At 67.2% G+C, this 16952-nt stretch carries 18 protein-coding genes; 7 read left to right on the forward strand and 11 right to left on the reverse strand.

Features of this window, described 5'->3' with window-relative positions:
- Positions 1–77: 77 nt before the first annotated feature.
- The 3 genes from mtrA to ahcY all read right to left on the reverse strand — a co-directional run bounded on the left by mtrA (position 78) and on the right by ahcY (position 3029).
- Positions 78–764: an MtrAB system response regulator MtrA gene (mtrA, locus tag AB0M22_RS06640; protein ID WP_174567705.1), complete on the reverse strand. Its 687-nt coding sequence runs from the start codon at positions 762–764 to the stop codon at positions 78–80.
- A gap of 69 nt (positions 765–833) precedes the next feature.
- A complete protein-coding gene (locus tag AB0M22_RS06645) occupies positions 834–1481 on the reverse strand; it encodes a dTMP kinase (protein ID WP_364721970.1) in 648 nt (215 codons plus the stop codon).
- Between the two features lie 63 nt (positions 1482–1544).
- The gene (gene ahcY / locus AB0M22_RS06650; protein ID WP_150402446.1) at positions 1545–3029 is read right to left on the reverse strand and encodes an adenosylhomocysteinase; all 1485 of its coding nucleotides are present in this window, start codon (positions 3027–3029) and stop codon (positions 1545–1547) included.
- Between the two features lie 101 nt (positions 3030–3130).
- Between ahcY and AB0M22_RS06655 the strand changes: the two genes are divergently transcribed.
- Positions 3131–4177, forward strand: a complete 1047-nt coding sequence (locus AB0M22_RS06655; RefSeq protein WP_364721973.1) for a glycerophosphodiester phosphodiesterase — start codon at positions 3131–3133, stop codon at positions 4175–4177.
- An 18-nt stretch (positions 4178–4195) separates the two neighbouring features.
- On the opposite strand, the gene AB0M22_RS06660 is transcribed toward AB0M22_RS06655, so the two are convergent.
- The 8 genes from AB0M22_RS06660 to cofD all read right to left on the reverse strand — a co-directional run bounded on the left by AB0M22_RS06660 (position 4196) and on the right by cofD (position 11072).
- Positions 4196–5446, reverse strand: coding sequence for an alkane 1-monooxygenase (locus AB0M22_RS06660; protein ID WP_364721975.1), 1251 nt, complete (start codon positions 5444–5446; stop codon positions 4196–4198).
- A 193-nt stretch (positions 5447–5639) separates the two neighbouring features.
- Positions 5640–6260, reverse strand: coding sequence for a TetR family transcriptional regulator (locus AB0M22_RS06665; RefSeq protein WP_364721977.1), 621 nt, complete (start codon positions 6258–6260; stop codon positions 5640–5642).
- A gap of 40 nt (positions 6261–6300) precedes the next feature.
- Positions 6301–6483 (reverse strand): rubredoxin, encoded by a 183-nt coding sequence (locus tag AB0M22_RS06670; protein WP_357380821.1) that lies wholly within the window; start codon positions 6481–6483, stop codon positions 6301–6303.
- Positions 6480–6653 carry a rubredoxin gene (locus AB0M22_RS06675; RefSeq protein ID WP_150402441.1) on the reverse strand — a complete coding sequence of 58 codons (174 nt, stop codon included), beginning with the start codon at positions 6651–6653 and terminating at the stop codon, positions 6480–6482. The genes AB0M22_RS06670 and AB0M22_RS06675 overlap by 4 nt, the downstream gene beginning before the upstream one ends.
- The gene (locus AB0M22_RS06680; RefSeq protein ID WP_364721980.1) at positions 6650–7900 is read right to left on the reverse strand and encodes an alkane 1-monooxygenase; all 1251 of its coding nucleotides are present in this window, start codon (positions 7898–7900) and stop codon (positions 6650–6652) included. The genes AB0M22_RS06675 and AB0M22_RS06680 overlap by 4 nt, the downstream gene beginning before the upstream one ends.
- Before the next feature lie 183 nt (positions 7901–8083).
- Positions 8084–8602: an NUDIX domain-containing protein gene (locus AB0M22_RS06685; protein WP_364721982.1), complete on the reverse strand. Its 519-nt coding sequence runs from the start codon at positions 8600–8602 to the stop codon at positions 8084–8086.
- Complete coding sequence (locus AB0M22_RS06690; protein ID WP_364721984.1) at positions 8599–9939, reverse strand: coenzyme F420-0:L-glutamate ligase; 1341 nt, start codon at positions 9937–9939, stop codon at positions 8599–8601. The genes AB0M22_RS06685 and AB0M22_RS06690 overlap by 4 nt, the downstream gene beginning before the upstream one ends.
- The gene (gene cofD / locus AB0M22_RS06695) at positions 9939–11072 is read right to left on the reverse strand and encodes a 2-phospho-L-lactate transferase (RefSeq protein ID WP_364721987.1); all 1134 of its coding nucleotides are present in this window, start codon (positions 11070–11072) and stop codon (positions 9939–9941) included. The genes AB0M22_RS06690 and cofD overlap by 1 nt, the downstream gene beginning before the upstream one ends.
- Positions 11073–11459: 387 nt before the next feature.
- Here cofD and AB0M22_RS06700 point away from each other — a divergent pair, with 387 nt between their 5' ends.
- The 6 genes from AB0M22_RS06700 to manA all read left to right on the forward strand — a co-directional run bounded on the left by AB0M22_RS06700 (position 11460) and on the right by manA (position 16943).
- Positions 11460–11693, forward strand: a complete 234-nt coding sequence (locus AB0M22_RS06700) for a WhiB family transcriptional regulator (RefSeq protein WP_029901515.1) — start codon at positions 11460–11462, stop codon at positions 11691–11693.
- 178 nt (positions 11694–11871) lie between these two features.
- Positions 11872–12351 (forward strand): metallopeptidase family protein, encoded by a 480-nt coding sequence (locus tag AB0M22_RS06705; RefSeq protein WP_167768837.1) that lies wholly within the window; start codon positions 11872–11874, stop codon positions 12349–12351.
- A gap of 234 nt (positions 12352–12585) precedes the next feature.
- Positions 12586–12975, forward strand: a complete 390-nt coding sequence (locus tag AB0M22_RS06710; protein ID WP_191093956.1) for a DUF3499 domain-containing protein — start codon at positions 12586–12588, stop codon at positions 12973–12975.
- Positions 12976–13028: 53 nt separating this feature from the next.
- Complete coding sequence (locus AB0M22_RS06715; protein WP_364721990.1) at positions 13029–14405, forward strand: phosphomannomutase/phosphoglucomutase; 1377 nt, start codon at positions 13029–13031, stop codon at positions 14403–14405.
- 118 nt (positions 14406–14523) lie between these two features.
- A complete protein-coding gene (locus AB0M22_RS06720; RefSeq protein WP_364721992.1) occupies positions 14524–15726 on the forward strand; it encodes a tobH protein in 1203 nt (400 codons plus the stop codon).
- A complete protein-coding gene (manA, locus tag AB0M22_RS06725; protein WP_364721994.1) occupies positions 15726–16943 on the forward strand; it encodes a mannose-6-phosphate isomerase, class I in 1218 nt (405 codons plus the stop codon). Before AB0M22_RS06720 ends, manA begins: the two co-directional genes overlap by 1 nt.
- Positions 16944–16952: the final 9 nt, after the last annotated feature.

A 16952-nucleotide genomic window follows, 5' to 3' on the forward strand; every position in this document is an offset into this window, starting at 1 on the left:
CGGTCACGACCGAGCCTCGTCGGCGCTCGATGCCTCCGTCCACCCGAGCGCTGCCGAGCCTGCCGCACCGCGACGGATCACGGCGGTCCGGCCTTGTAGCCGACGCCACGGACGGTCAGCACGATCTCCGGATTCTCGGGATCCTTCTCGACCTTGGCGCGCAGCCGCTGCACATGCACGTTCACCAGCCGGGTGTCGGCGGCATGCCGGTAACCCCAGACCTGTTCGAGCAGCACCTCGCGGGTGAACACCTGACGCGGCTTACGCGCAAGGGCGACAAGCAGATCGAACTCCAGCGGCGTCAGCGAGATCTGCGCGCCACCGCGAGTCACCTTGTGCGCGGGCACATCGATCACGATGTCGGCGATGGACAACAGCTCGGCCGGCTCGTCCTCGGTGCGGCGCAACCGAGCGCGCACCCTGGCCACGAGTTCCTTCGGCTTGAACGGCTTGACGATGTAATCGTCGGCACCGGACTCGAGTCCGAGCACCACGTCGACCGTGTCGGTCTTCGCGGTGAGCATCACGATCGGTACCCCGGAATCGGCCCGCAGCACGCGGCATACGTCGATGCCGTTCATGCCGGGCAGCATCAGGTCCAGCAACACCAGATCGGGGCGGATCTCGCGAACCGCCGCCAGGGCCTGTGTGCCGTCGCCGACCACATGCGGGTCGAACCCTTCCCCGCGCAAGACGATCGTGAGCATCTCCGCGAGTGCCATATCGTCGTCGACGACCAGAATCTTCGGCTTCATAATTACTATGTTGTCATCTCCCAGGCCAGGATCGGGCTGCCACGCCAACACTGGTGTGAACCCGCCGCACATCTAACCCTAGCGGGTAATCAAATCGGCCAATCGCGCAGCCAGCGTGGCTGGATCGTCACCTGATCGGAATATCCACCACGGCCCATACCAGTTCTGTTGAGCGAGCTCACGGTACACCGCGAGGGTGCGTTGCTGGAGCGCCGCGTCACGTTCGTAGGCGTCGAGCGCCCGAGTGTGGTCCAGCTCACCGCGCCGGCGGGCCCGCTCGGCCGCGAGTTCCGGTGAGACGTCGAGCAATACCTGCAAGGCGGGAGTGGGCAGGTCGAACCTGCCGTACTCCAATTCGCCTATCCAGCTGACGATTTTGCCGTCCACGGGCTGTTCCAGCCGGGCCGCGTTGTAGGCCGCGTTGGAGGCGACGTAGCGGTCGAGCAGCACGATGTCGTTGTCCGCCAACGACTTCGTCAGTTCGTCCCTGGCCTCGGCCCGGTCCAGCGCGAACAGCAGGGCCATCGCGTTGACCGAGGCCGCGAGATCACCGTGCGCGCCGTGCAGCGCCTCGGCGGCCAGATCGGCGTGCACCGAGCGGCCGTAGCGCGGAAACGCCAGCGCGTCGATCCGCACTCCGGCAGCACGCAATTGGGCGGTGACGGCCTCGGTCAGCGTCCGCTTGCCCGCACCGTCGAGCCCCTCGATGACTACCAGCGCTCCCATGGCACGCAGAGTACAAGGGCCGCCGGATCGCGATGATCCGGCGGCCCTCGTCAACGGGTGAACTCAGTAGCGGTAGTGCTCCGGCTTGTACGGGCCGTCGACATCCACGCCGATGTACTCGGCCTGATCCTTGGTGAGCTTGGTCAGCTCGCCGCCGAGGGCCTCGACGTGGATCTTGGCGACCTTCTCATCGAGGTGCTTGGGCAGGCGGTAGACCTCGTTGTCGTATTCGTCCGGCTTGGTCCACAGTTCGATCTGCGCGATCACCTGGTTGGAGAAGCTGTTGGACATGACGAACGACGGGTGCCCGGTGGCGTTGCCCAGGTTCAGCAGACGACCCTCGGACAGCACGATGATCGCCTTGCCGGACTCCTTGAACGTCCACTCGTCGACCTGCGGCTTGATGTTGATCCGGGTCGCGCCGGAGCGCTCCAGGCCGGCCATGTCGATCTCGTTGTCGAAGTGACCGATGTTGCCGAGGATCGCGTGATCCTTCATCGCCTTCATGTGGTCGAGGGTGATGATGTCCTTGTTGCCGGTGGAGGTGATGACGATGTCGGCGTCGCCGATCGCGCTCTCCACGGTGACCACGTCGTAGCCGTCCATCAGCGCCTGCAGCGCGTTGATCGGATCGATCTCGGTGACCTGCACCCGGGCGCCCTGTCCGCCAAGGGATTCCGCGCAACCCTTGCCGACGTCGCCGTAGCCACAGATCAGCACCTTCTTGCCGCCGATGAGCACATCGGTGCCGCGGTTGATGCCGTCGATCAGCGAGTGGCGGGTGCCGTACTTGTTGTCGAACTTCGACTTGGTGACCGAGTCGTTGACGTTGATCGCCGGGAACACCAGCTCGCCGGCGGCCGCGAACTGGTAGAGCCGCAGCACGCCGGTGGTGGTCTCCTCGGTGACGCCCTGCACCGAATCGGCGATGGCGCTCCACTTGCCCTTGTCCGACTCGAAGCGCTCGCGCAGCAGGTTCAGGAACACCTTGTACTCGGCCGAGTGGCTCTCGTCCTCCGGCGGAACCACGCCCGCCTTCTCGAACTGCGCGCCGCGCAGCACCAGCATGGTGGCGTCACCGCCGTCGTCGAGGATCATGTTGGCCGGCTCGTCCGGCCAGGTGAGCATCTGCTCGGCGGCCCACCAGTACTCCTCCAGGCTCTCGCCCTTCCAGGCGAAGACCGGGGTGCCCTTGGGCTCGTCGACGGTGCCGTGCGGCCCGACCACGATGGCGGCCGCGGCGTGGTCCTGGGTGGAGAAGATGTTGCAGGAGGCCCAGCGGACCTGCGCGCCGAGCGCGACCAGGGTCTCGATCAGCACGGCGGTCTGCACGGTCATGTGCAGCGAGCCGGAGATCCGCGCGCCCTGTAGCGGCAGCACCTCGGCGTATTCGCGGCGCAGCGCCATCAAGCCGGGCATCTCGTGCTCGGCGAGCCGGATCTCCTTGCGGCCGAATTCGGCCAGCGCCAGATCTGCCACCTTGAAGTCGATGCCATTGCGGACATCGGCGGTGAGTTCAGTTCGGGCGGGAAGTTCTGAGGTCGTCATAGCCTCTATCTGCCTCTCCTGGAAAGTCGGTACCAACACGCAAGGCTAATCGCTGGCGCGGCGGATGGGTACACCGTACTCACCCTTGCTAGCTTGGGGCGATGCCGAACCTTCGCGCCATCGTCACGACCGCTGTCGCCGGCTCGCTCGCGCTCGGCCTCAGCGCCGCCTGCGACAGCGGATCGGACTCGTCACCGGCTACTGCGCCGCGAACGGTGGAGCTGCAAGCCCACCGCGGCGGCCGCGGTCTCACCGCCGAGGAGTCCCTGGCCGGCTTCGGTAAAGCGATCGAACTCGGCGTCAGCACGCTCGAATTGGACATCGTGCTTACCAGGGACAAGATGCCGATGATCTGGCACGACCCGACCGTGCTGGCGACCAAATGCGCGGACACCGCGCCGGTCACGCCGGACGATCCGCAGTTCCCCTACGTGGGCAAGCTGATCCACGACCTGACCTACGCGCAGACCCAAACCTTGGACTGCGGCAAGCCGCTCGCCGACTTCCCGGGCCAGCAGGCGGTGCCCGGCAACCGGATAGCCACGCTGCCCGCGCTGTTCGATCTGGTGAAGACCTACCGCGGCGCGCACCTGCGCTACAACATCGAAACAAAAGTGGAAGCCGAACATCCCGAGCAGTCCGCCACGCCACAGGAGTTCGTCGACGTCATCCTGAGCACGGTCGCCGCGGCGGGCGAGACCGGCAATGTCGACATCCAGAGCTTCGACTGGCGTTCACTTCCGCTGGTGCGCAAGGCGAGTCCGACGATCCCGCTGGTCGCGCTGTATGACGACACGACCTTCGTCGCGGGCTCGAAGTGGCTCGGCCCGATCCGCTACGAGGACTTCGCCAACGATCCGCTCGGCGCGGTGAAGGCGCTCGGCGCGAACGCCGCCTCGCCCGGCTACTCGGTTCCCTACGGCCGCAAGGCAGGTGAATCCGGTTTCGCGCTGGTGGCGGACAAGGCCTATGTCGAGCGCGCGCACGAACTCGACCTGAAGGTGATCCCGTGGACGGTGAACGACAAGGCCACCATCGCCGCGCAGATCGACACCGGGGTGGACGGCGTGATCACCGACTACCCCGACCGCATGCGAGAGGTCTTGCAGGAGCAGGGATTACCCCTGCCGCCTGCCTACCGCCGCTGAGCCGGGGCAGCCGGTCGACTACGCGGCGCCGGACTCCGGCACGTCGGACTCCGCCGCGTTCGGCTGCGCCGGACCGCCCTTGGCCGAATTCGCCTGGGCCGCAGCGTTGATCGTGGCGACGGTGCCGTACTGCTCCAGCAGGCGGCGCCGCTTGCGCGGATGGATGTTCGCCTTGGTGACGTCGCCCTCGTAATGCTCGAGCACCCGGTGATCCATGATCGCCCGCCACAGCGGCGGCACGGCCGCGAACAGAATCATCGTCGCGTACCCGGCAGGCAGCTGCGGCGCCTGCATCGAGCTGCGCAGCGTCTGATACCTGCGTCCGGGATTCGCGTGATGGTCGCTGTGCCGCTGCAGATGGAACAGGAAGATGTTGGTCACCAATCGATCACTGTTCCAGCTGTCGCGCGGCGAGCAGCGCGCGTAATTCCCGTTCGGGCGCTTGGCCCGCAGCAAGCCGTAGTGCTCGATGAAGTTCACCGTCTCCAGCAGCGACGCGCCGATCACCGCCTGCAGGATCAACCACGGCAGGATGCCGACGCCGAAGATCGCCATCATGGTGCCGAACAGCACCACGCTCATCGACCACGCCTGCAGGATGTGGTTGTGCACGCTGAACCAGCGCAGGCCCTTGCGTTCCAGCCGCACCTTCTCCAGCTGGATCGCCGAGCGGAAGCTGCCGAACACGCTGCGCGGCAGGAACTCCCACAGCGTCTCGCCGAGTCGGCCGCTGGCCGGGTCCGCCGGAGTCGCCACCCGGACGTGGTGTCCGCGGTTGTGCTCTACGAAGAAATGTCCATAGAACGACTGCGCCAGCGCGACCTTGGCCAGCCAGCGCTCCGCGTGCTCGACCCGATGTCCCAGCTCGTGCGCCGCGTTGATGCCGATGCCGCTGACGAAGCCGAGAGTGGCTGCCAGGCCGAGCTTGTCGACGATGCTCAGCTCGTGACCCGCCCACATGGCGCAGGCGATCAACAGGCCGATCAGTTGAACAGGAAGGAAAAGATAAGTGCACCACCGGTAGTACCGGTCGTTGCTCAGCAACTCGTAATCCTCATCGCGCGGGTTGGTGCCGTCCTCGCCGACAACCCAGTCCAGGACCGGGATGACGATCAACACGATGATTGGACCGATCCACCAGAACACCTTTGCGCCCGTTTGCAACACAAGTTGCGAGGGCAAGAGTGCGCTCAGTGGAGCGATCAAGCCGAAAACCCATAAGTGTCGTTTGGGATCAGAAGATACCGCCGGTTTGCCAACCGTTTGCACGTTTGCCCCGCTAAATAGGAACCCTAACTCCGATGTACGAGAATAGTTCCAGACTGTACGGCCGTTTCGCAGATCTTGGAGGCCGAAACGTGATGAGGGTTACATCCATGGCAGTTGGTTTTTAAGCGGGCTCACAGGCGCTTGAAGTCCTGGCTTACTTGGTGCAAACAGACTGGGGTTCTTCAGGGTTCGATCAGTGATCGATCCGGGCCGCCAGAATCGCTTCCACGTACGGACTCAGCAACGCACTCAACTCACCCGGTGCATCGCGCGCCGGATCCGGCGGCGTCGGGATGTAGCTCATCGCGATGCGGACGAGCGCGTGCGCGATGACATCGGATTCGGCCGCGCTCGCCGCGACCCAGCTGTGCTGGAAGGCCAGCGACAGCCGGCGGGTCGCTTGGTCGAGCAACGGTCCAGCATCAAGGGTGATGAGCCGCAACAGATCCAATTTCACCTCACCGGCGAGCAGTGATTGCACCAGCGGGTCGGCGGCGGCGTCGACGAAGAAATTGGTCATTCCCTCGCGGAAGGCCGCGCGGACATCGCCGACATTGCCGGTGATGGCCGCGTCCACGTGGTCGACCAGATCGTCGGCCAGGCGCAGCGAATACGCCTGCGCCAGGCCACTGCGGGAACCGAACTCGTTGTAGAGGGTCTGCCTGCTCACCCCGGCCTTGGCCGCCACATCACCGAGGGTGATCTTGGACCAGTCCCGTTCGGTGAGCAGTTCGCGCATCGCCCCGAGGACGGAGGCGCGCAAGAGTTCACGCGCCGCCTCCTGATAGGGGATGCGGGTTCCGGAGCGCGGCATACCGGCGACCCTGTCACGGGCGGTTCCCGCAGTCAAAACCTCACGACCGTTCGATTTCGACCATGTAGAAGTCGGCCTTCGCCGCGCCGCAGTCTGGACAGGTCCAGTCGTCGGGGATGTCGTCCCAGCGGGTGCCGGCCACGATCCCGTCCTCCGGCCAGCCCTTGGCCTCGTCGTATTCGAAGCCGCACTGAATGCACTGAAAAAGTTTGTAATCGGTCATTTGACGGCTCCCATCGGTTCGAAATCGATCTTTTCCCGCACCCCGCAGTCCGGACAGCACCAGTCGTCCGGAATATTCGCCCACGGCGTTCCCGGGCGAAATCCTTCGTGCGGCGCACCTTTCGCCTCGTCGTAAACGTAATCGCAGACGGGGCAGCGAAAGCGATTCATGCCTGCCCCGCGCCGGTCGCGGCACCGCCCCGGTAGCGGGCAATCACCTTGTCCCGCTTGGCCGGGTGGATGTTCGCCAGCGTGATGTCCCCGTGATAGTGGGCGAGCACCCGCTTGTCCATCACCCGGCGCCACAGCGGCGGGAAGTAGGCGAGCAGGATCATGCTGGCGTAACCGCTGGGCAGGTTCGGCGCGCCGTCCCAGCTGCGCAGCGTCTGGTAGCGCCGGGTCGGGTAGGCGTGGTGATCGCTGTGCCGCTGCAGGTGGTACAGGAAGATGTTGGTCACGATGTGGTCGCTGTTCCAGCTGTGCACCGGGGCAGGCCGCTCGTAGCGCCCCGACGACGTGCGCTGCCGGACCAGGCCGTAGTGCTCCAGGTAGTTGACCGCCTCGAGCAGGCTGAAGCCGATCACCGCTTGCAGCACCAGGTACGGCAGCAGGGCGATCCCGAAGATCGCGACCAGCACCGCGTACAGCGCCGCCGACATGAGCCACGCGCTCAGCACCTCGTTCTTCGGGCTCCACCATTTCTTGTCCAGCCGCGCCAGGCGGGTCTTCTCCAAGCGCAGCGACGAGGTCAGACTCCCCCACACCGTGCGCGGCCAGAAGGCCCAGAAGCTTTCGCCGACACGGGAACTCGCCGGATCCTCGGGCGTCGCGACGCGCACGTGATGGCCGCGATTGTGCTCGATATAGAAATGTCCGTAGAACGACTGCGCCAGCGCGATCCGCGACAGCCAGCGCTCCAGCTGAACCTTCTTGTGCCCCAATTCGTGTGCGGTGTTGATGCCGATGCCGCCGAGCATGCCGACGGTGATCGCCAGGCCGATCTTGTCCACCAGGTGCAGGCCGTTGTCGAAACCGAGCCAGCTCACCTGATCCGCGGTGATCAAATAGCAGGCCATGACCAGCGAGGCGTATTGGAACGGCAGATACAGGTAGGTGAGGTAACGGTAGTACTTGTCCTGCTCCAGATACTCCATCACCTCGTCCGGCGGATTGTCGCCGTCCGGCCCGAAGAATATGTCCGCCAACGGAATCAGCAGATACACCAGGATCGGTCCGAGCCAGAACGGCACCTGCGCCAGTCGATGCCAGCCAATGGCGTTGAGCGCCAGGATCAGTGGGATACCGATGGTGAAAAGGCCGGTGGGAGCGAACAACCCCCAGAGCCACATGTAGCGCTTGCGATCGCGCCAGTCCGGGGTGGTCACCGGTTTCGCGGACGTGTCGGCTTCGGTCGACATCGTTGTCTCCAATCCAAAAACGGCACGTCACGTGTGACGTGCGTTACCTCTGAAATGGACGATAGAGATCGATTTGTCGTTTGTCTAGACAAATCAGCCGATTTGTAAAGCAATGTGTCCGGCGCAGACGAAAACACCCCGGTCAGCGCGGTGGCCGACCGGGGTGTGGGATGTTCAGGGGTGTTAGCGCAGCAGCACGTCGGCGTTCGCCGGCAACGCGTCGACCGGCCACCAGCGCAGATCGGTGGACTCCGCGCTGCGCACCGGGACCGCGTTCGCGGGCGCGGTGATCCGGAACAGCAGATCGAGGTGCCGAGTCGGCAACCCGAGCGAGCAGGTGATCGGATGCGCCTGCGCCCCATACAGTTCCGGCTCCAGCCGCAGCCCGGCGATGCCCGACTCCTCGGTCGCCTCGCGCAGCGCGGCGCCGGCCACCGTGTCGTCGCCCTCCTCACAGTGCCCGCCGAGCTGGATCCAGCTACCCACCCGCGGATGCAGGGTCAGCAGGACCTCGCGTTCGTCGTGCGAGAAGACCACCGCCGAGGCGGTGATGTGCCCGGGCACGTGCTCGCGCAGGCACCCGCGCGGCGCCGACCCGAGGAACGCGAGCATCGCCTGCCGCAGCGATTGATCCGAACCCGCTGTCGGAGACCAGGATTCGAGCAACGCCGTCGCCGACGCGTGCAGCGAATCAGCCGTCACAGTTCGACCAGTCCGAAGCTGGAGCCCGGCGCCGCACGCGGCGTGAGCTGCTCGAGCGGATGTCCGATGGCGATGGCGCCCAACGGATTCCAGTCGTCGTCGAGGCCGAGCACGGCGCGGGTGACGTCCGGGGCGAAGATGGTGGAGCCGATCCAGCAACTGCCGAGCCCCTCGGTCGCCAGCGCGACGAGCAGGCCCTGCACCGCCGCGCCGACCGCGACGGTGAACATGGTGCGCTCGTTGGCCCGCCGCCGCTCGTCCGGATAGTCGTGCGCGCCGTCCGGCACGCAGAACGGGATGATCACCTCGGGCGCGTCGAAAAGGATTCGGCCACGGGCGATCCGGCGTTCCACCCGATCGGCGGGCAAGCCGTCCGCGGTGAGATCGGCGCGCCACTTCTCGGTCATCGCCGCCAGCAACTGCGCCCGCAGCGCCGGTGTGCGCAACCACACGAACCGCACCGGACGGGTGTGATGCGGCGCCGGCGCGGTCAGCGCCACGGCGACCGCGGCCCGGACCCGTTCGGCATCGACCGGCTCGTCCGCGAACTGGCGGATCGAGCGGCGCAACAGCACCGCCTCGCGCCGCCCCTGCTCGATCGCCTCGGCGGTGCCGAGCCAGAACAGGTCGTCGGTGCCGCCGCGCAGCAGATCGACGGCGCTCGATCCGTCGTCGGTGATCGGCAGCCCGCGCACCACCGCGACCGGCACGCCGCCGAGCTTGCCCTTCACCAGGTCCGCCGCGGCGGCCAGCTCGTCCGCGATCGCCACCTGAGTGACGTGCAGTTCGTTGCCCTGGCCGTCGATCGCGCCCGCGTAGTCGTGCAGCACGCGCAGGCCCGAGGCCCCGATCGCGGTGTCGGTCTGGCCATTTCGCCAGGCCCGGCCCATGGTGTCGGTGATGACCACGGCGACCCGCACGCCGAGCCGCTCGGCCAGCGCCGAGCGCAAGGCCTTCGCGCTGGCGTCCGGATCGGCCGGCAGCAACACCAATTCGCCCTGCTCGACGTTGGACCCGTCGATGCCGGACGCGGCCTGCACGATGCCCAGCTTGTTCTCGGTGATCAGGGTGCGGCCCTTGCGCGCGAGCACCCGCACCGCCTCCTGCTCGACCAGGGCGCGGCGCATCGTGTCGCGCTCCTCCGGGTCCAGCGGCGCCTCGACGATGCGGCCCTCGACCTTGGCCACGATCTTGCTCGTCACCACCAGCACGTCACCGTCGGCCAGCCAGGGCGCCTGGGCGGCGATGTGCTGGGCGAGATCGTCGCCGGGCCGGAACTCCGGCAGGCCGGTGATCGGCAGGATGCGCAGCTCACCCGCCGCGTGATCGATCGTCATCAGGGCTTCACTCCCGCGAGGTCCAGGGCCTCCCGCACCATCTCGGCGGTGGTCGGCGGATCGGTCATGAGCAGCGGCACGCTGCGTACTTCGACACCGGGCACGTCGGCGGTGTCGGTGGTGTGGATCAGCCAGCCGTCCAGGATTCCGGTGGCCGAGCGCGCGCCGTAGTAACGGCCGATCGCCTCGGCGGTCGTCTCGACGCCGATCACCGACAGGCATTCATCGGCCATGCCGCGCAGCGGTTTACCGTCGATCACACCGGATATACCGATCACTTTGGCGTCGGTCGTGCGTAACGCGCCGCGGATTCCAGGCACCGCCAGGATGGCGCCGATGCTCACCACGGGGTTCGAGGGAGCGAGCAAGACCACATCCGCCGACTCTATGATCTCGGTCACATTCGGGGCCGGTTTGGCGTCCTCTGCCCCAATTGTGGCGAATCCATGGGTCTCGATGTTCGCGCGATAGCGAACCCACCACTCCTGAAAATGGATCGCGCGACGTTCGCCAGGGTTGTCCGGGTCGCTCACAACCACATGCGTTTCACACCGATCGTCGGTTGCCGGGATCAGTTTCACGCCGGGCTGCCACCTGTTGCAGAGCGCCTCGGTCACCGCGGACAGCGGGTACCCGGCACGCAACATTTCGCTCCGGACCAAATGCGTGGCGAGGTCGCGATCGCCGAGCCCGAACCAGTCCGGCTGCGCGCCGTACTTCGCCAGCTCTTCCTTGGCGTGCCAGGTCTCGTCCGGCCTGCCCCAGCCGCGCTCGGTATCGATGCCGCCACCAAGGGTGTACATGCAGGTATCAAGGTCAGGACAGATCCGGAGGCCATGCATCCAGACGTCGTCGCCGACGTTCACGATCGCGGAGACATCGGCATCGGGCAGTAGTTCCCGGACGCCCTGGAGGAAGCGAGCGCCGCCGACACCCCCGACCAGGACGGCAATCCGTGGCCCGCCGACGGGTTCGGTGTCCGCTTGAAGGGAAGTCACATCCGCACAGCCTATGCGCTGCCGGACCGGGCGATGTTCGGGCCATAGTTGCTGGTCATTTGCCCTACTCCGACTCAAGATCATCTTCGAAAGCGTTCGCGGATAGTAACGGAATAGCGACGGCCGCTTGACCATCGACACGTCCGGCGTGTCTAATCACAGTCATGTCATTTCGGGTTCGCGCGAGAGTGCAAGGCGCGAACGGCTTTTCGAACAGATGTTCGCATCGAGATGACGAGCTCGGGGACGTCCGCGGGACAACGTCGCGGGGTATGGCCGTCGGTAAGCGTGTTGGTCCGACGGATCGAATCATTCTGCGCTAACACACAGTGAGGAGGCGGAGCGATGGCCAACGAGATGGTCTCGCCGACCGATTCCACAGCAGGCGCAGCACGTGGCGTCTGCGCAGAAAACGGCTGGATAGAACGCGAGGGGGGTGACGAAGTCTTGACGCCTGGGCACAGCACGGGTGACGAGAACTCGACGCCCCGGCTCAGCCTGGTCGTCACGGGCTTCGACGAGATGTTCGAATCCATCGAAGAGCAGTGGCAAGAGCGTGCCCTGTGCGCGCAGACCGATCCGGAGGCGTTCTTCCCAGAGAAGGGCGGCTCGACTCGCGAGGCGAAACGGATCTGCATGGGCTGCGAGGTGCGCGACGAGTGCCTGGAATACGCACTCGCCCACGATGAGCGCTTCGGCATCTGGGGTGGCCTCTCCGAACGAGAGCGCCGCCGCCTGAAGCGCGGCATCGGCTAGAAGACTTGGGTTGGCCCCCGAGTTATCCGCAAGCACGAGAAGTCGCCACGGCGACAACGATTCTCGCGATCACACGGGTAGCTCCGGGGGTACGCCCGAGCCCCTGCCCGCGGTCCGTCGGCCGACTGGGGCAGCACTGGGTGCAACCGCACCGGACAGGCTGACTAGGTTTTAACCCATGGCACGTTCCCGTAATCGTCGTCCGCCGACCGCCCGGTCGGTGATCCGCCGTGGTCGCGGGGTGCGTGGGCCGATGTTGCCGCCCACGGTGCCCGCCTGGCGCACCAGGGGGCAGAAGTTCGACCGGCTGGTGCTGGAAGCGTTCGCACCGCTGGACACTCGCTGGCACGACCGCCTCACCAAGCTCGACATCGCGGTCGACGATGTGCCGAAAATCCGTCCGCTGCATCCCGATTCGGTCACCTGGCCGGACGAGGTGGTGGCCGACGGCCCGGTGCCGCTGTCCCGGCTGATCCCGGCCGGCGTGGACCGGCACGGCACCGCCACCCGCGCCCGGGTGGTGCTGTTCCGCAAGCCGCTGGAGCTGCGCGCCAGCGATCCCGACGACTTGGTCGACCTGCTGCGCGAGGTGCTGGTCCAGCAGATCGCCACCTATCTCGGCGTCGATCCGGACATCATCGACCCGGAACCGGAATAGAAATCGCACCAAGCCGCGCGCCCTTCGGTAACGAATGTTGTTGCGAGCAGCGATAACTGATTACCGACACCGAGTGCGCGGCCCGCAGACCGCACACTCACCCGACCTTCGGCCGACCGCAGGGCCGCAAGGCTCCTTCGCTCGCCTGCGGCGCCGCCGCGTGGCGGGAGTTTTTGCCCGAATCCTGAGCGTGTCTATCCACATCGGCACGCCCGGAGGGTTACTCTCATCGGCGTGATCCCCATGCGTCGTTGTTGCCGACCAGGTTGCAAGAATCCGGCCGTCGCGACGCTCACCTATGTGTACTCGGACTCGACCGCCGTGGTCGGACCACTCGCGACCGTCGCCGAACCGCACTCCTGGGATCTCTGTGAAACGCACGGCTCGCGCATCACCGCCCCGAAGGGCTGGGAGATGGTTCGCCACGAGGGCGGATTCTCCTCCAGCACACCGGATGACGACGATCTGACCGCGCTCGCCGAGGCGGTCCGCGAGGCCGGACTGCGCCGCCGCCCGCCGGAACAAGATCAGCGCGGCTATCGCGACTACGCGCCGCCGCCGCAGCGCACCACCCGCACCGGGCGCCGGGGACATCTGCGCGTACTCCCCGACCCGCCTTCCTGAACAAACCCAGGACCGGGTCAAACCGTTGCCGCGCAACCATTAGGGTGGTGGGCATGACAGTCGCCCGCTCTGCCGAATTCGTAAACGCGGTGATCAAGGCTTACGACGTTCGCGGTGTGGTCGGTGAACAGCTCGACGCCGAATTCGTCAGGGACATCGGCGCATCGTTCGCCCGGCTGATGCGCGCCGAGGGCGCGACGCGGGCCGTCATCGGACACGACATGCGCGAGTCCTCCCCCGAGCTGTCCAACGCGTTCGCCGACGGCGTGCTGGCCCAGGGCCTGGACGTGGTGCACATCGGGCTCGCGTCCACCGATCAGCTGTACTTCGCCTCCGGCAGCCTGAACTGCCCGGGCGCCATGTTCACCGCGAGCCACAACCCGGCCCGCTACAACGGCATCAAGATGTGCCGCGCCAAAGCCATTCCGGTAGGCCAGGACACGGGCCTGGCGACGATCAAGAGCGAGGTCGCCGAGGGCGTCCCCGGCTTCGACGGACCACACGGCACCGCGTCCAGCGTCGACCTGCTCGCCGACTACGCGGCGTTCCTGCGCAACCTGGTCGACATCGCCGGGGTCCGCCCGCTGACCATCGCGGTGGACGCGGGCAACGGCATGGGCGGGCACACCGTGCCCGCCGTGTTCGACGCGCTGCCGCAGGTGACCATCGTGCCGCTGTACTTCGAGCTGGACGGCTCGTTCCCGAACCACGAGGCGAACCCGCTCGACCCGAAGAACCTGGTCGATCTGCAGGACCTGGTGGTCAAGTCCGGCGCCGACATCGGGCTCGCGTTCGACGGCGACGCCGACCGCTGCTTCGTGGTGGACGAGAAGGGCGACCCGGTGTCCCCGTCCACCATCACCGCGCTGGTCGCCGAGCGCGAACTGGTCAAGGAGCCGGGCGCGGTCATCATCCACAACCTGATCACCTCGCACGCGGTGCCCGAGCTGGTCACCGCGCTCGGCGGCACCCCGGTGCGCACCCGGGTCGGCCACTCGTTCATCAAGCAGCAGATGGCCTCGACCGGCGCGGTGTTCGGCGGCGAGCACTCCGCGCACTACTACTTCCGCGACTTCTGGGGCGCCGACTCCGGCATGCTCGCGGCGCTGCACGTGCTGGCCGCGCTGGGCGAGCAGGACCGGCCGGTGTCGGAGCTGATGGCGGCTTACGAAACATATGCGGCCTCCGGAGAGATCAATTCCACAGTGCCGGACGCAAAGGAGCGGACGATGGCTGTGGTGGAGGCATTCGGGGATCGGACGATCTCGGTGGATAGGCTGGACGGCGTGACCGTCCAGTTGGCCGACGACGCCTGGTTCAATCTGCGCGCGTCGAATACCGAACCGCTGCTCAGGCTGAACGTCGAAGCCAGATCGCCGGAAGAAGTAGACGCACTCGTAACAGAGATTCTGAGCATCGTCCGCTCCTGACTGGAATAGTGGAATCACAGGCCTTGGATTCGCCCGACTCGGGCCCGGCGTGGCAGCTGACCCGGGAGCGAGCGAGGGCGGAAACGACTCAGCGCGATGAGGGGAGGTGGGACGCCCGATGATCGCTGGAACACCGGTTCTCGACCTCGATGATGCCGCTTCGCTGGAGGCGGCCGATACCGGCGGCGCCCTGCGCTCGGCCGCCTCCGGCGGCGCTCAGGTCCGTGCCACCGCGGCAGCCGTCGGTGAGGACGCGCTCGCGCGCCTGCACGGACTGCGACCTCGCAGTCTGGTACTCGTCTCCGGCTCCGGCCGCGCCGCGCGCGCTGCGAGCCTGCTGGTCGCCGCGCTCGGCGATCGCGCGGGCCTGCCGGTCGTGCCGGTCACCGCGTTGCCGCCCTGGGTAGGGCCGCTCGACGTCGTCCTGGTCGCCGGTGACGACGCCGGCGATCCGCGCTTGACCGATGCGGTGGACCGGGCGCTGCGCCGCGGCGCCGAGGTCGTCGTCGCCACCCCCATCGAGGGACCGATGCGCGCCGTCGCAGCGGGCCGCGCCGCCGTGCTGGCCCCGCGGGTCCAGGTGCTCGACCACAATCGGCTGCTGCGCTTCCTGGCCGCCGGCATCGCCGTCCTGCGCGCGATCGACCCGTCCCGCAGCGGCGCCTTCGTGCCCGACCTCACCGACCTCGCCGATGTGCTCGACGCCGAGGCGTTGCGCGCCGGTCCGACCAACGAGGTCTTCCGCAATCCGGCCAAGACCCTCGCCTCGCGCATGCATCAGCGCGGGGTCGTGCTGGCCGGCGACTCCCCCGCCGCGGCCGAGCTGGCCGAGCACGGCGCCGAGGTGCTGTTGCAGTCGGCAGGCCGGGTCGCCACCGCGGTGGATCTCGCCGAGGCGGTCGCCGCCAGGGCTCGAATGGTCGAGGCCGCAGGCGAATCCGCGCCCGGCTTCGATCCGCTGTTCCACGACGAAGAGCTGGACGGGCCGGTGCAGGTGGAACGCATCCGAGTGTTCGTGCTCAGCGCCGACGCCGACCAGTCGGCCGCGCGCCGGCGGATCGCCGTGTTCGGCGGCGGCGGGTCCAGCCTGGTCGACGCCGACTTGGTGAACGCCGAACTCGACCTGCTGCACACCGGTCTCATCGATCCGTCCGTGCCCGCCCCGGCGCGACCCGAGGAACCGGTTCCCGGTTCCGGCGGTGAATTGGAACAGCTCGCCGTGCTCGCGGTGCGGCTGGAAATGGCCGCCGCCTACCTACGGCTGATCGGAACCCGCGGCACCGCGACCGACAGCCAAGGGCAGTTCGGGGGAAGCTACTAGTGCACGAACTCGTTGGTGCGCTGCGCTCGTATGCCTGGGGCTCGCGCACCGCGCTCGCTCAGCTGTGCGGCAGGCCCGTCCCGTCCGCCCATCCGGAGGCCGAACTGTGGTTCGGCGCGCATCCCGCCGATCCCGCGCACGTCCTGATCGACGGCGACTCCCGCTCGCTGCTCGATTTCGTCGCCGAGGATCCGCAGCGCGAATTGGGCCCGGCCGCCGGGGAATTCGGCGGCAAGCTGCCATTCCTGCTGAAGATCCTGGCCGCCGAGGAGCCGCTGTCCCTACAGGCGCATCCGAGCACCGCGCAGGCGCGGGCCGGCTTCGAGTGGGAGAACCGCACCAAGGTCCCGCTGGACTCGCCGATGCGCAACTACCGCGACGACAACCACAAGCCGGAGCTGGTGGTGGCGCTGGATCGGTTCGAGGCGCTGGCCGGCTTCCGCGACCCGCACCGCACCGTCGAACTGCTGCGCGCGTTGCAGGTGGACGGCCTCGGATCGTTCGCCGATCTGCTTGCCGCGCAACCGGATTCCGACGGCCTGCGCACCCTGTTCACCACCTGGATCACGCTGCCCCAGCACGTGCTCGCCACGCTGCTGCCCGAGGTGCTGGACGGCTGCGTGCGGTACCTGTCCGGAAAGGGCAAGCGCGAGTTCACCCCGGAGGCGCGCACCACGCTCGAACTCGCTGAGGCCTACCCCGGCGACGCCGGCGTGCTCGCCGCGCTGCTGCTGAACCGGCTGACCCTGGAACCCGGCCAGGGCCTGTTCCTCGCGGCCGGCAACCTGCACGCCTACCTGCGCGGTCTCGGCGTGGAGATCATGGCCAACTCGGACAACGTGCTGCGCGGCGGCCTCACGCCCAAGCACGTCGACGTGCCGGAGTTGTTGCGGGTGCTCGACTTCGAGCCGATCAACCTGCCGGTCGTGCTGCCCGAACCGGCCGGCGACGGCTCGGTCCGCTACCGCACCCCCGCACCGGAATTCGAGCTGCGCCGCTTCGACCTGACCGAGGGCTCGGCCCAGGTCCCGCTCACCGCGGCAGGCCCGGGCATCGTGCTGTGCACGTCCGGATCGGTGCGGCTGCTGCACGGCGGGTCCGAACTGACCTTGCCACGCGGCGCCGCGGCGTGGATCTCGGCCGCCGACAGCGATATTCGCGCCCGCGCGCTGGACGGTCCGGCCCAGCTGTTCTGCGCCTGCGTCGGAAAGGTCTGATTTCAGCGC

Origin of the sequence: Nocardia sp. NPDC051756, from assembly GCF_040681495.1 — a bacterium.
In the GTDB taxonomy this organism is placed as follows: domain Bacteria; phylum Actinomycetota; class Actinomycetes; order Mycobacteriales; family Mycobacteriaceae; genus Nocardia.